This is a genomic window from Streptomyces sp. CNT360, from assembly GCF_000424785.1.
Genome location: NZ_AUKO01000003.1, coordinates 83,893 through 96,353 on the forward strand (window position 1 = coordinate 83,893; position 12,461 = coordinate 96,353).

At 70.2% G+C, this 12,461-nt stretch carries 13 protein-coding genes and 1 pseudogene; 1 reads left to right on the forward strand and 13 read right to left on the reverse strand.

The annotated features are described in order from the left end of the window. Window positions 1-178: 178 nt before the first annotated feature. Window positions 179-2,077 carry an endonuclease/exonuclease/phosphatase family protein gene (locus H297_RS0107805; protein ID WP_486589444.1) on the forward strand — a complete coding sequence of 633 codons (1,899 nt, stop codon included), beginning with the start codon at window positions 179-181 and terminating at the stop codon, window positions 2,075-2,077. A gap of 41 nt (window positions 2,078-2,118) precedes the next feature. Here H297_RS0107805 and H297_RS35190 read toward each other — a convergent pair whose 3' ends face one another. From H297_RS35190 to H297_RS0107870, 13 genes and pseudogenes are all read right to left on the reverse strand, one after another. After that, on the reverse strand, window positions 2,119-3,054 hold the full coding sequence (locus H297_RS35190) for an EI24 domain-containing protein (RefSeq protein WP_051351654.1): 936 nt from the start codon (window positions 3,052-3,054) through the stop codon (window positions 2,119-2,121). 68 nt (window positions 3,055-3,122) lie between these two features. Then, window positions 3,123-4,112: a 2,3,4,5-tetrahydropyridine-2,6-dicarboxylate N-succinyltransferase gene (gene dapD / locus H297_RS0107815; RefSeq protein WP_027736575.1), complete on the reverse strand. Its 990-nt coding sequence runs from the start codon at window positions 4,110-4,112 to the stop codon at window positions 3,123-3,125. Window positions 4,113-4,166: 54 nt separating this feature from the next. Then, window positions 4,167-4,718, reverse strand: a complete 552-nt coding sequence (locus H297_RS0107820; protein ID WP_027736576.1) for a TetR family transcriptional regulator — start codon at window positions 4,716-4,718, stop codon at window positions 4,167-4,169. Further along, entirely contained in the window at window positions 4,718-5,038 is a 321-nt protein-coding gene (locus tag H297_RS0107825) for a DMT family transporter (protein WP_027736577.1), read from the reverse strand. The genes H297_RS0107820 and H297_RS0107825 overlap by 1 nt, the downstream gene beginning before the upstream one ends. A gap of 92 nt (window positions 5,039-5,130) precedes the next feature. Beyond that, on the reverse strand, window positions 5,131-5,505 hold the full coding sequence (locus tag H297_RS0107830; protein WP_027736578.1) for a VOC family protein: 375 nt from the start codon (window positions 5,503-5,505) through the stop codon (window positions 5,131-5,133). An 83-nt stretch (window positions 5,506-5,588) separates the two neighbouring features. After that, the gene (locus H297_RS0107835) at window positions 5,589-5,918 is read right to left on the reverse strand and encodes a metal-sulfur cluster assembly factor (protein WP_027736579.1); all 330 of its coding nucleotides are present in this window, start codon (window positions 5,916-5,918) and stop codon (window positions 5,589-5,591) included. A gap of 104 nt (window positions 5,919-6,022) precedes the next feature. Next, window positions 6,023-6,481 (reverse strand): annotated as a pseudogene (sufU, locus tag H297_RS0107840) (Fe-S cluster assembly sulfur transfer protein SufU); the annotation flags it as partial. Between the two features lie 9 nt (window positions 6,482-6,490). Further along, window positions 6,491-7,747 carry a cysteine desulfurase gene (locus H297_RS0107845; protein ID WP_027736581.1) on the reverse strand — a complete coding sequence of 419 codons (1,257 nt, stop codon included), beginning with the start codon at window positions 7,745-7,747 and terminating at the stop codon, window positions 6,491-6,493. Continuing rightward, window positions 7,744-8,508 carry a Fe-S cluster assembly ATPase SufC gene (gene sufC, locus H297_RS0107850; protein WP_027736582.1) on the reverse strand — a complete coding sequence of 255 codons (765 nt, stop codon included), beginning with the start codon at window positions 8,506-8,508 and terminating at the stop codon, window positions 7,744-7,746. Before sufC ends, H297_RS0107845 begins: the two co-directional genes overlap by 4 nt. A 7-nt stretch (window positions 8,509-8,515) precedes the next feature. Continuing rightward, complete coding sequence (locus H297_RS0107855; RefSeq protein ID WP_027736583.1) at window positions 8,516-8,854, reverse strand: non-heme iron oxygenase ferredoxin subunit; 339 nt, start codon at window positions 8,852-8,854, stop codon at window positions 8,516-8,518. Continuing rightward, window positions 8,851-10,032, reverse strand: a complete 1,182-nt coding sequence (sufD, locus tag H297_RS0107860) for a Fe-S cluster assembly protein SufD (RefSeq protein WP_027736584.1) — start codon at window positions 10,030-10,032, stop codon at window positions 8,851-8,853. The genes H297_RS0107855 and sufD overlap by 4 nt, the downstream gene beginning before the upstream one ends. Window positions 10,033-10,099: 67 nt before the next feature. Then, on the reverse strand, window positions 10,100-11,521 hold the full coding sequence (gene sufB / locus H297_RS0107865) for a Fe-S cluster assembly protein SufB (RefSeq protein WP_027736585.1): 1,422 nt from the start codon (window positions 11,519-11,521) through the stop codon (window positions 10,100-10,102). Next, window positions 11,518-12,390, reverse strand: a complete 873-nt coding sequence (locus tag H297_RS0107870; protein ID WP_051351705.1) for an ArsR family transcriptional regulator — start codon at window positions 12,388-12,390, stop codon at window positions 11,518-11,520. Before H297_RS0107870 ends, sufB begins: the two co-directional genes overlap by 4 nt. Window positions 12,391-12,461 lie beyond the last annotated feature (71 nt).

Consider the following 12,461-nt stretch of genomic DNA (forward strand, 5'->3'; position numbering starts at 1 on the left):
CGAATCGTGCACGGACCACATGACGGAGCGGTGGAGGAAGCCGTCGCCAGCCTGTCGCGACCTTGACAACTGACGTTCTCCCGCCATGCTTTACGCGCGTCGACCCTGCCGTACGAGAGGCGAGTTTGCCTCCTGCTCCACGTTCCGTCGCTCCCCCCACACCCTCCGGAGGCTCTCCGTGCCGTTCCGCCCGTCGCCCCGCTCGTCCGCCCCGGTCCGCACCTCCTCGCGGCTGAGCCGCACCGCGACGACGACCGTCGCCGCCGCCTGCGCCACGCTGCTCGCGCTGCCCGCCTCGGGGCCGGCCCTGGGCGCTACGGGCGGCACCGTCCGGGCACCCCGCATCCACGACATCCAGGGCGCGAGCAGACTCTCGCCCCTTGCCGGGCAGCGGGTCGCCGACGTGCCCGGCGTCGTCACCGGCGTGCGGGACTTCGGCGAGTCCCGCGGCTTCTGGCTCCAGGACCCGCACCCCGACCGCGACCCGGCCACCAGCGAAGGGCTGTTCGTCTTCACCGGCAAGAAGAGCCCCGGTGTCTCCGCCGGCGACAGCCTGCGGGTGACGGGCGAGGTCACCGAGTACTACCCGGGCGGCAAGGAGGCCGGCGGCCAGTCGGTCACCGAGCTGACGGACGCGACCTGGCAGTCGGCCGCCACCGGATCCCGCCGGCTGCCGGCCGCCTACCGGCTGACCCCGCGCTCGGTACCCGAGGCGTACGCGCCCGACGCGGGAGGCGGCAGCATCGAGGAGCGCCCACTGCGCCCCGACAGGTACGCGCTCGACCGGTACGAGGCGCTGGAGGGCATGCGCGTCTCCGTCCACGACACCCGCGTCACCGGCGCCACCTCGGCCTACCACGACCTGTGGGTGACCACCGCCCCGCGCCAGCACCCCACCCCGCGCGGCGGCACCCTCTACGGGTCGTACGACGAGGAAAACGGCGCCCGGATGAAGGTCTCCTCCCTGCTGCCGCTGGACAGCCACCCCTTCCCGCAGGCGGACGTGGGCGACGAACTGCGCGGTACCACCGCAGGGCCGCTCGACTACGAACAGTTCGGCGGCTACACGCTGCGTGCCACCACGCTCGGCACCCACCGCGACAACCATCTGGCGAAGGAGCGCACCCGCAAGCAGCGCGCCGACGAACTGGCGGTGGCCACCTACAACGTCGAGAACCTCTCCCCCGCCTCCGAACCCGCCAAGTTCGAGCGGCTCGCCGAGGGCCTGGTCGACCACCTCTCCTCCCCCGACATCGTCACCGTCGAGGAGGTGCAGGACGACACGGGCCCCGAGGACGACGGCACGGTCGGCGCCGACAAGACCCTCACGAAGCTGACCGCGGCCATCGAGAAGGCGGGCGGGCCGTCCTACAAGTGGCGCCAGATCGATCCGGTCGACCAGGCCGACGGCGGCCAGCCCGGCGGAAACATCCGCGTCGCGTTCCTCTACAACCCCGCGCGGGTGTCCTTCACCGACCGGCCCGGCGGGGATGCGACCACGCCGGTGAAGGTCGAGGAGAAGGACGGCAGGCCCGCCCTGTCCGCCTCCCCCGGACGCGTCGCCCCGCAGGACCCGGCGTGGAAGGCCAGCCGCAAGCCGCTGGCCGGCGAGTTCCGCTTCCGCGGCCGTACCGTCTTCGTGGTCGCCAACCACTTCAGCTCCAAGGGCGGCGGCGACCTGGACGGCGACCAGCCGATGGAGGGCCGCTACCAGCCGCCCGCCCGGCACTCGGAGCCGCAGCGCATCGAGCAGGGGAAGCTGCTGAACTCCTTCGTGCGGGACATCCGCGACGTCGATCCGCACGCCCTCGTCGTCACCGGCGGCGACTTCAACGACTTCCCCTTCTCCCCCACTCTGGAGACCCTGCGCTCCGGTGACGCCCTCACCAGCCCGCTCGACCGGCTGCCCGCCGACGAGCGCTACGGCTACGTCTTCAACGGCAACTCCCAGACCCTGGACCACCTGCTGACCAGCCCCGGCGCCGGGCACCCCGACTACGACATCGTCCACATCAACGCCGAGTTCGCCGACCAGAGCAGCGACCACGACCCCTCGGTCGTCCGCATCCACCGCTGAGAACCCTTCGCGGCCCGGGACGCCGTGCCCGGTCGGCCCGGTCAGGCCCCTTTGTGCCCCCGCCCGGGAGGGTACGGCTGTGCGTACGGGCCGGGCTGCGGCTGCGGGCCCGGCTGCGCGTACGGTGCCGGTCGCCCGTGAGGGGCGGGACCGTGGGGGCCCGGGTGACCGTGCGGGGGCGGGGGGCCGTACGCAGCCGGGTGCGGCGGCCCGGCAGGCGTGCCCGGTTCCGCCGAGGGGTGCCGCGTCAGGTCCCGTACCAGCAACGTCGCGCCCGCGACAGCGCCCGGCATCAGGGGAACGGCCAGCAGCGGCACCAGGAAGGCGAGAGCGAGAGGGGCGCCGAAACCGAGGGCGAGGGCCCTGCGGGAGCGCAGGAGCCGCAGCCGCTCCCGTACGGGCACGTCGCGGCGCTGGAGGGCCACCGAGGTGAGCTCCAGGGTGAGGAAGAACCCGGAGACGCAGATGCCGAGCACCGGGATGACGGTCTGGCCGACCATCGGGACGAACCCGAGGAGGAACAGCGGCACCGTGAACAGCAGGGTCCGGCTCAGCACGAAGACGCTGTCGGTGAGCGAGGTCCACAGCTCGCGCCACAGCGGCTTCTCGACGGTGTCCGCCGGCAGCCCGCCCTCGCTCTCCTCCACCTTCTCGGAGAGCTTCTCGTAGAAGGGATCCCCGATCAGCAGGGCGACGGCGGCGAAGGTCACCACGGCGAGCATCAGAACGGCGAGCCACAGCATGACGGCGAAGGCACCGCGGGTCAGCAGACGCCCGGTCGAGCCCCAGTCGTCGGCGAAGGGTGTGGCCCAGGCGGCGACGTCGTCGGCGTAGAAACCGAGCGCGGTGAGCGCGGCGGCATACAGCACGAGGGCGATCAGCGCGGGCAGCAGCCCGAACCCGAACCAGCGCCCGTGAGTGAGCACCCACCGCTGTCCCTGCCCCAGATACCGCAGCCCGGCCCCAAGATCACGCATGCCCGCAAGCCTAGGGCCTGCGGACCCACGCGTCCCCGGGCCGGAACCGGGCCGACGGGTTTCGGTGCTCAGTTGTGACTGTGCAGCGCCTCGTTGAGGCCGCCCCACGAGCCGCTGCGCTGGAGGGCCTCGACGGTGCCGGTGACGGAGTTGCGGCGGAAGAGCAGGTTCCCGGCGCCGGACAGCTCCAGTGCCTTGACCACCTTGCCGTCGGGCAGGGTGACGCGCGTGCCCGCGGTGAGGTAGAGGCCGGCCTCCACGACGCTGTCGTCGCCCAGCGAGATGCCGATGCCCGCCTCGGCGCCGATCAGGCAGCGCTCACCGACGGAGACGACCTGCTTGCCGCCGCCGGAGAGGGTGCCCATGATCGACGCGCCGCCGCCCAGGTCGGTGCCGTCGCCGAGGACGACGCCCGCGCTGATGCGGCCCTCGACCATGGAGGTGCCCAGGGTGCCGGCGTTGAAGTTGCAGAAGCCCTCGTGCATGACGGTGGTGCCCGCGGCCAGGTGGGCGCCGAGACGGACGCGGTCGGCGTCACCGATGCGCACACCGGTGGGGACGACGTAGTCGGTCATGCGCGGGAACTTGTCCACGCTGGTGACGGACAGGTGCGTGCCCGCGGCGCGGGCCGCCAGCCGGGCCTCTTCGATCCTGTCGACCGGGACGGGGCCGAGGGTCGTCCAGGCGACGTTGGCCAGGTGGGCGAACTGACCCTCCAGGCTGAGCCCGTGGGGCCGCACCAGACGGTGGCTGAGCAGGTGCAGCCGCAGGTAGACGTCGTGCGCGTCCAGCGGCTTCTCGTCCAGGGAGGCGATGACCGTACGGACGGCCACGACCTCGACCCCGCGCCGGGGGTCCTCGCCCAGGGCCTGCGGCGCGCTCGCGCCGAGCAGCTCGGCGGCGCGCTCGGCGCTCAGCCGTTCGCTGCCGGCGGGGCCGGGCTCGGCGACGAGCTCCGGCCGCGGGAACCAGGTGTCCAGTACGGTGCCGTCGGCGGCCACCGTGGCGAGGCCGGCGGCGACGGCCCCTGTGGTGCGGGTATCGGGTGCTTCGGTCATGTCCGGAACGCTATCCGGAGTGCGCACGGGATGACGAACCGGTCCGCGTGACGGTCACAGGCCGCCCGGGTCGCCGAGCACTCTGACGAGCGCTCCGCGCACCTCGTCCCGGCCGAAGGGCCGGTCGGTGAGCAGGAACTGGAGCAGCAGCCCGTCGATGAGTGCGACCAGGGCGCGGGCCGTCGCCAGGTCAGCGGTGTACCGGGAGAGCACCCGCACCATGTCGTCCAGCCACGCGGCGGCCACCGGCTGGAGCCGCGGGCGGCGCAGCGCCGCCAGGTACAGCTCGTACTCCAGCCGGATGCGGCCACGCCCGCCGGAGGCGTACTCCTCCAGCACCTGTGTCAGCCCGTCCGCCAGGGGGACGTCCTCGGCCAGGTCGCCCCAGCTCTCGATGGCGGTCTGCGGCTCGCAGTTGACCTGCTCCAGAGCTGCGAGCAGCAGGTCGTCCAGGCTGGCGAAGTGGTAGGTGGTCGAGCCGAGCGGCACGTCCGCCTCCGCGGCGACCGTGCGGTGGCTCAGCGCCGCCATCCCCTTCAGCTCCACGATGCGGAGGGCCGCGTCGATGATGCGCTGCCGCCGCTCGGGGTCGTACCGCCGCGCCATCAATGCGTCCCTCCCAGGTTGAGCACGACCACCCCGCAGATCACCAGCAGCAGGCCGAGGACCTTGAGGGCCGTGACGGCTTCCCCGATGAAGACCATGCCGATCACCGCGATGACGGCGGTTCCCGCGCCGGACCAGATGGCGTACGCCGTCCCGACCGACATGCTCTTGAGCGTGTGCGCCAGCAGGAGGAAGGCCACCACGTATCCGGCGGCGGTGATCAGCGACGGCAGCAGCTTGCTGAAGCCGTCGCTGTACTTCATCGCCGTCGTCCCCAGCACCTCGGCGAGGATCGCTCCCGCGAGCGTCACATAGACCATGCGTACAAGCGTACACAACGATGCGTACGCCCGTACGCAAGGGGGCGTGAGGAAGGGGCAGCCGTGCGCACGGGCAGCCGTCGGGGCGCGGCTCAGTCCGCGAACGTGATCAGATTCCGGCGCGGCTTCAGCACGCAGAACTCGTTGCCCTCGGGGTCCTGGAGCACGATCCAGCTCCTGCTCCCGCCCTGGCCGACGTCCGCACGCCGGGCACCCAGCGCCTCCAGGCGGGCGACCTCCGCCTCCTGGTCGTCGGGCGCGAGGTCGAAGTGGAGCCGGTTCTTGACCCGCTTGGGGTCGGTGACCGGCATGAAGCAGATCCCCGTGCGGGCCTCGACGGCGGGACCGATGATCACCTCCCGCTCCTTCTCGGAGAGGATCTCCCAGTCCAGCACCCGGCACCAGAACCGGGCGAGCGCGGGCAGGTCGTGGGCATCGATCACGAGGTGATGCAGCGAGAGGGCCATGCCCGCCAGGATCTCCCGGCGGGCACGGCCCTCTCGAACGGTTTTCCGCGACGCGCCGCAGGGCGCCAGCCGCAGCGGCTGGGTCAGACGTTGAAGCCCAGCGCCCGCAGCTGCTCGCGGCCGTCGTCGGTGATCTTGTCCGGGCCCCACGGGGGCATCCAGACCCAGTTGATCTTGAGCTCGTTGACGATGCCCTCGGTGGCGGACTGCGCCTGGTCCTCGATGACGTCGGTCAGCGGACAGGCCGCCGAGGTGAGCGTCATGTCGATGGTCGCGCTGTTCGCATCATCGACGTGGATCCCGTAGATCAGGCCGAGGTTGACGACGTCGATGCCCAGCTCGGGGTCGACGACGTCCATGAGCGCCTCGCGGACCTCTTCCTCGCTCGCGGGCTTGGTGGTCATCTCGGTCATGCCGTCTTCTCCTTGGCCGAGTCGGCTTCACTGGTCCCCAACGCCTGCGCCGTTGCGTCCTCCCCGCTGAACGCCTTCGCCGTTGCGTCCTCCCCGCTGAACGCCTTCGCCGTTGCTTCCTCCCCGCTGAACGCCTTCGCCGTTGCGTCCTTCCAGGCCATCCAGCTCAGCAGCGCGCACTTCACCCGCGCCGGGTACTTCGAGACCCCGGCGAACGCCACGGCGTCCTCCAGCAGGTCCTCCATGCTGTCGTCCGGCTCAAGCTGGCCCTTGGACTGCATCAGCTCCAGGAACTTCTCCTGGATGCTGCGGGCCTCGGACAGCTCCTTGCCGACCAGCAGCTCGTTGAGCACCGAGGCGCTGGCCTGGCTGATGGAACAGCCCTGGCCCTCGTACGACACGTCCTCGATCCTGTCGCCGTCGTACCGCACCCGCAAGGTGATCTCGTCACCGCACGTCGGGTTGACGTGGTGCACCTCGGCGTCGCCCTCGCGCAGCCCACGCCCGTGCGGGTTCTTGTAGTGGTCCAGGATGACTTCCTGGTACATCGAGTCCAGCTTCACCGACAGCCCCTAAGCGAAGAAATTCCGTACGTGCTCCAGGCCGTCCGCCAGGGCGTCCACCTCGGCGGGCGTGGAGTACAGATAGAACGACGCTCGCGTCGTCGCGGGAATTCCGTACCGCAGGCAGACCGGGCGGGCGCAGTGGTGGCCCACCCGGACCGCGATGCCCTGCTCGTCCAGCACCTGACCGACGTCGTGCGGATGGATGTCACCGAGCGTGAAGGAGATCGTGGCCCCGCGGTCCTCGGCCGTGGCGGGGCCGATGATCCGCAGGTCCGGGATCTCCTTGAGGCGCCGCACGGCGTACTCCGTCAGCGCCTGCTCGTGCTGGTGGATGCGCTCCATACCGATCGCGCTCAGGTAGTCCACCGCGGCACCGAGCCCGACCGCCTGGGCGACCGGCGGGGTGCCCGCCTCGAACTTGTGCGGCGCCGGAGCGTACGTCGACGAGTGCATCGTGACGGTCTCGATCATCTCCCCGCCGCCGAGGAACGGCGGCAGGTCGTTGAGCAGCTCCTGGCGCCCCCACAGCACACCGATGCCCGTCGGGGCGCACATCTTGTGCCCGGTGAAGGCCACGAAGTCGGCCTGGAGGGCCTGCACGTCCAGCACCATGTGCGGTGCCGCCTGCGAGGCGTCCACGACCACCAGGGCGCCCACCTCCTGCGCCCGCCGCACGATGTCCTCGACGGGGTTGAAGGTGCCCATGATGTTGGAGACCAGGGTGAGCGCCACGACCTTGGTGCGCTCCGTGATCAGTTCCCGGATACCTGCCAGGTCGAGGCGGCCCTCGTCGGTGAGCCCGAACCACTTCAGCTTCGCGCCCGTCCGCTGCGAGAGCAGCTGCCACGGAACGATGTTGGAGTGGTGCTCCATCTCCGTGATGACGATCTCGGTGTCCCGCTCCACGCGGTAGGGCTCGTCCGCCCAGCCGAGCATGTTCGCCACCAGGTTCAGCGACTCCGAGGCGTTCTTGGTGAAGATCACCTCGTCCCGGCTGGGGGCGTTGATGAACGCGGCGACCTTGTCACGCGCGCCCTCGTACAGCGCCGTCGCCTCCTCGGCCAGCGCGTGCACACCGCGGTGGACGTTGGCGTTGTGCTTCTCGTAGTAGTCGGCCAGCGCGTCCAGCACCTGGGTCGGCTTCTGCGAGGTCGCGGCGTTGTCCAGGTAGACGAGCGGCTGCCCGTCGTGGAGCCGCCGGTCCAGGATCGGGAAGTCCTTGCGGATGGCCTCGGTGTCCAGCAGGCCCGGGAGCTGTGTCACGCAGTGGCACCACCCTTCACGTACTGCTCGTAGCCCTCTTCCTCCAGCTTGTCGGCCAGCTCGGGGCCGCCGGACTCGGCGATGCGGCCCTTGGCGAAGACGTGGACGTGGTCGGGCTTGATGTAGCGGAGGATGCGGGTGTAGTGCGTGATCAGCAGGGTGCCGACCTCGCCCGACTCGCGAACGCGGTTGACGCCCTCGGAGACGACGCGCAGCGCGTCCACGTCGAGGCCGGAGTCGGTCTCGTCCAGGACCGCGATCTTCGGCTTCAGCAGTTCGAGCTGGAGGATCTCGTGGCGCTTCTTCTCACCGCCGGAGAAGCCCTCGTTCACGTTGCGCTCGGCGAACTTCGGGTCGATGGAGAGCCGCTCCATGGCCTCCTTGACCTCCTTGACCCACGTCCGCAGCTTGGGGGCCTCGCCGCGGATGGCGGTGGCGGAGGTGCGCAGGAAGTTCGAGACCGAGACGCCGGGCACCTCGACCGGGTACTGCATGGCGAGGAAGAGGCCGGCGCGGGCGCGTTCGTCGACGGACATCTCCAGGACGTCCTCGCCGTCGAGCTTGACCGAGCCGCTGGTGATCGTGTACTTCGGGTGGCCCGCCAGGGAGTAGGCCAGGGTGGACTTGCCGGAGCCGTTCGGGCCCATGATCGCGTGCGTCTCACCCTGCTTCACGGTCAGGTCGACGCCGCGCAGGATCTCGTTGGGGCCGCCCTCGGTCTCGACGGAGACGTGCAGGTCGTTGATCTCAAGCGTTGCCATGGGGACTTCAGGACTCCTGTGTGACGGAGACGAGCACTGCCGCATCGGGGCCGTCTCCTTCGATCTTTACGGGGTACACGGGCACGGGACGGGTGGCGGGAGGCCCGGACGGCTTGCCGGTACGCAGGTCGAAGCGCGAACCGTGCAGCCAGCACTCGATCGCGCAGTCGTCCACGTCACCCTCCGAGAGCGACACGTTCGCATGCGTGCAGATGTCGTTGACGGCGAAGACCTCGCCCTCGGTGCGGACGAGGCAGACGGGAACCCCGCCCAGCTCCACCCGCAGCGGGGTGTCCTCCTCCAGTTCGGCCAGCGACGCGACGCGGTCGAAACCTCCCTCGCTCATGAGACGGACGCCTCCAGCTCGGTCTCGATCCGCGCGATCAGGCGCTCCTCCACGTCGGGCAGGCCGACCTGCTGGACGAGCTCGGCGAAGAAGCCGCGGACCACCAGACGGCGCGCCTCCTGCTCGGAGATGCCGCGCGCCATGAGGTAGAAGAGCTGCTCGTCCTCGAAGCGGCCGGTCGCCGAGGCGTGTCCGGCACCGACGATCTCGCCGGTCTCGATCTCCAGGTTCGGCACCGAGTCGACACGTGAACCATCGGTCAGCACCAGGTTCCGGTTGAGCTCGTAGGTGTCGGTGCCGGTGGCCGCCGCCTGGATGAGCACGTCACCGATCCACACCGCGTGCGCGTCGTCGCCCTGGAGCGCGCCCTTGTAGGCGACGTTGCTGCGGCAGTTCGGCGTGTCGTGGTCCACCAGCAGCCGGTGCTCCTGGTGCTGGCCCGCGTCGGTGAAGTACAGGCCGTACAGCTCGGCCTCGCCGCCGGGGCCCGCGTAGCTGACACGGGGGTTGAGCCGCACCACGTCGCCGCCGAAGGTCACCACCACGGACTTGAACGTCGCGTCCCGGCCGACCAGCGCGTTGTGCTGCGAGCAGTGCACGGCGGTGTCGTCCCAGTCCTGGACGGAGACGACGGTCACCTTGGCGCCGTCGCCGAGGACGAACTCGACGTTGGCCGAGCGCACCGCGTCACCGGTGTGGTCGATGACGATGACGGCCTCGGCGAAGGCGCCCACGTCGAAGACGGTGTGCCCGTAGGTCACGCCGCCCTCGCCGTGCAGGCTCACCCGGACCGGCTCGCTGAGGACCGCGTCCTTGGGGACGGTGATGACGGAGGCCTTCTCGAACGAGGAGTACGCCTGGGCCGCCACCCGGTCCACCGGCTTGCCGGCCCGGCCGACGCGCTTGTCGTCCCGGGCGACGGACTCGACGGTGACCCCGTCGGGCGCCGACACGTCGGCCTTGATGCTGCCGGTCGCCTGCGCCGTGCCGTCGTGCAGGCCCTTGAGCCGGTCGAGAGGAGTGAAACGCCACTCCTCCTCGCGACCGTGCGGCACCGGGAAGTCCGCCACGTCGAAGGACGGCGGCGCGCTCATCCTCGTGGCGGTGGTGGACTCTGCGGCCACCGCGATGGCTCCGGAGGTGTTCGAACCGCCCGGAATGTTCTGGGCCTCACCCATGGCTGTCGTGTTGCTCACTTTCTTGGGGTCAAGAGAACGGTGCTGTCGGAGGCGGGACGGACCGGCGTCAGCCGACCGCGCCCTCCATCTGCAGCTCGATCAGCCGGTTCAGCTCCAGCGCGTACTCCATGGGCAGCTCCTTGGCGATCGGCTCGACGAAGCCGCGCACGATCATCGCCATGGCCTCGTCCTCGGCCAGACCCCGGCTCATCAGGTAGAAGAGCTGGTCGTCGCTGACCTTGGAGACCGTCGCCTCGTGGCCCATCGTCACGTCGTCCTCGCGGACGTCGACGTAGGGGTAGGTGTCCGAGCGCGAGACCGTGTCGACCAGCAGCGCGTCGCACAGCACGTTGGACTTGGAGCCCTCCGCGCCCTCGCCGATCTCGATCAGACCGCGGTAGGAGGTGCGGCCACCGCCGCGGGCCACCGACTTGGAGACGATGTTGGAGGAGGTGCGGGGGGCCATGTGGACCATCTTGGCGCCCGCGTCCTGGTGCTGGCCCTCGCCCGCGAAGGCGACGGACAGCGTCTCGCCCTTGGCGTGCTCACCCATCAGGTAGACCGCCGGGTACTTCATCGTCACCTTGGAGCCGAGGTTGCCGTCGACCCACTCCATGGTCGCGCCCTCGTAGGCCACGGCGCGCTTGGTGACCAGGTTGTAGACGTTGTTCGACCAGTTCTGGATCGTCGTGTAGCGGCAGCGGCCGCCCTTCTTGACGATGATCTCGACGACGGCCGAGTGCAGCGAGTCCGAGTTGTAGATCGGTGCGGTGCAGCCCTCGACGTAGTGCACGTAGGCGTCCTCGTCGACGATGATCAGCGTCCGCTCGAACTGGCCCATGTTCTCCGTGTTGATCCGGAAGTAGGCCTGGAGCGGGATGTCGACGTGCACGCCCGGCGGGACGTAGATGAAGGAGCCGCCCGACCACACCGCCGTGTTCAGCGCGGCGAACTTGTTGTCACCGGCCGGGATGACGGTGCCGAAGTGCTCCTGGAACAGCTCCGGGTGCTCACGCAGCGCCGTGTCCGTGTCCAGGAAGAGGACGCCCTGCTTCTCCAGGTCCTCGCGGATCTGGTGGTAGACGACCTCCGACTCGTACTGCGCGGCGACGCCGGCGACCAGGCGCTGCTTCTCCGCCTCCGGGATGCCGAGCTTGTCGTAGGTGTTCTTGATGTCCTCCGGCAGGTCCTCCCAGGACTGGGCCTGCTTCTCGGTGGACCGGACGAAGTACTTGATGTTGTCGAAGTCGATACCCGACAGGTCCGAGCCCCAGTTCGGCATCGGCTTCTTCTCGAAGAGCTTGTGCCCCTTGAGCCGGAGCTTGAGCATCCAGTCGGGCTCGTTCTTCTTCCCGGAGATGTCGCGGACGACCTCCTCGGAGAGGCCGCGCTTGGCTGCCGCGCCCGCGGCGTCGGGGTCGGCCCAGCCGTACTCGTACTTGCCCAGCCCCTCGAGCTCGGGGTGAGCAGTCTCCGTAGGAGCAGTCATGCGGGGTTCCTCCCGGCCTCGTTCACTGTGGTGGCGGTGCTGGTCTTGCTGTTCTTGGGCGGTATCGCGGTGGTGGGTGGTGACGCTGAGGTCTGTGATCGTGACGGGGGTTGCAGTGCCGCGGTCTTCGGCTGTGCCCCGGGAACGAAGGTCGTACACACGCCGTCACCGTGCGCGATGGTCGCCAGACGCTGGACGTGTGTGCCGAGGAGGCGGGAGAAGACCTCTGTCTCCGCCTCGCACAGTTGGGGGAACTGCTCGGCCGTATGAGCCACCGGGCAGTGGTGCTGGCAGAGCTGCTCACCCGTCTGCGCGGGAGCCTCCCGCGCCGTGGCAGCGTACCCGTCCTCGGACAGGGCGCGTGCCAGCGCCCTGGCGCGCTCCTGGGGCGGCACCCCCTCCAGCGCCGCGTGGTACTTCTCCGCCTGCGCCTCCACGCGGGCCCGCGCGAAGGCGGCGACGGCCGCGTCCCCGACCTCTCCGCCGCCCGCCTGCTGGGCGATCCAGCGCAGCGCGTCGGCGGCGAGCGCGTCGTAGGCCTGGTCGAAGGCGTCCCGGCCGCAGTCGGTGAGGGCGAACACCTTGGCGGGCCGGCCTCGGCCCCGCGAGCCGTAGACCCGCTTGGCCCGGGCGTCCACGACACCCTCGGCGACGAGCGCGTCGAGGTGCCGGCGCACCGCCGCCTGCGTCAGCTCCAGGCGGAGCGCCAGCTCTGCCGCGGTGGACGGACCGTGATCGAGGATGGAGCGCGCGACCTTGTTCCGCGTGCCGTGCTGCTCGTCCTGCGCGGACTGCGGCGTCTGTGAAGTCTGTGCAGCTTGTGAGTTCTGGTTGCTGTGTTCCGTCGGTGATACGGAGGGGCCGGACATGGCGGCTTCGCCGGTGGCCGGTGCAGCCATCGGTCCGTCCTCCCGAGCCTTCTCCCTCTTTTTCACAACGT

What these genes read in the sequence shown, in the direction of transcription:
- H297_RS0107870 (WP_051351705.1), bottom strand. Translation starts at nt 12,390, where the DNA reads ATGTCCGGCCCCTCCGTATCACCGACGGAACACAGCAACCAGAACTCA.
- H297_RS0107825 (WP_027736577.1), bottom strand. Translation starts at nt 5,038, where the DNA reads ATGGTCTATGTGACGCTCGCGGGAGCGATCCTCGCCGAGGTGCTGGGG.
- H297_RS0107830 (WP_027736578.1), bottom strand. Translation starts at nt 5,505, where the DNA reads ATGGCCCTCTCGCTGCATCACCTCGTGATCGATGCCCACGACCTGCCC.
- sufD (WP_027736584.1), bottom strand. Translation starts at nt 10,032, where the DNA reads ATGGGTGAGGCCCAGAACATTCCGGGCGGTTCGAACACCTCCGGAGCC.
- dapD (WP_027736575.1), bottom strand. Translation starts at nt 4,112, where the DNA reads ATGACCGAAGCACCCGATACCCGCACCACAGGGGCCGTCGCCGCCGGC.
- sufB (WP_027736585.1), bottom strand. Translation starts at nt 11,521, where the DNA reads ATGACTGCTCCTACGGAGACTGCTCACCCCGAGCTCGAGGGGCTGGGC.
- H297_RS0107820 (WP_027736576.1), bottom strand. Translation starts at nt 4,718, where the DNA reads ATGGCGCGGCGGTACGACCCCGAGCGGCGGCAGCGCATCATCGACGCG.
- H297_RS0107855 (WP_027736583.1), bottom strand. Translation starts at nt 8,854, where the DNA reads ATGAGCGAGGGAGGTTTCGACCGCGTCGCGTCGCTGGCCGAACTGGAG.
- sufC (WP_027736582.1), bottom strand. Translation starts at nt 8,508, where the DNA reads ATGGCAACGCTTGAGATCAACGACCTGCACGTCTCCGTCGAGACCGAG.
- H297_RS0107835 (WP_027736579.1), bottom strand. Translation starts at nt 5,918, where the DNA reads ATGACCGAGATGACCACCAAGCCCGCGAGCGAGGAAGAGGTCCGCGAG.
- H297_RS35190 (WP_051351654.1), bottom strand. Translation starts at nt 3,054, where the DNA reads ATGCGTGATCTTGGGGCCGGGCTGCGGTATCTGGGGCAGGGACAGCGG.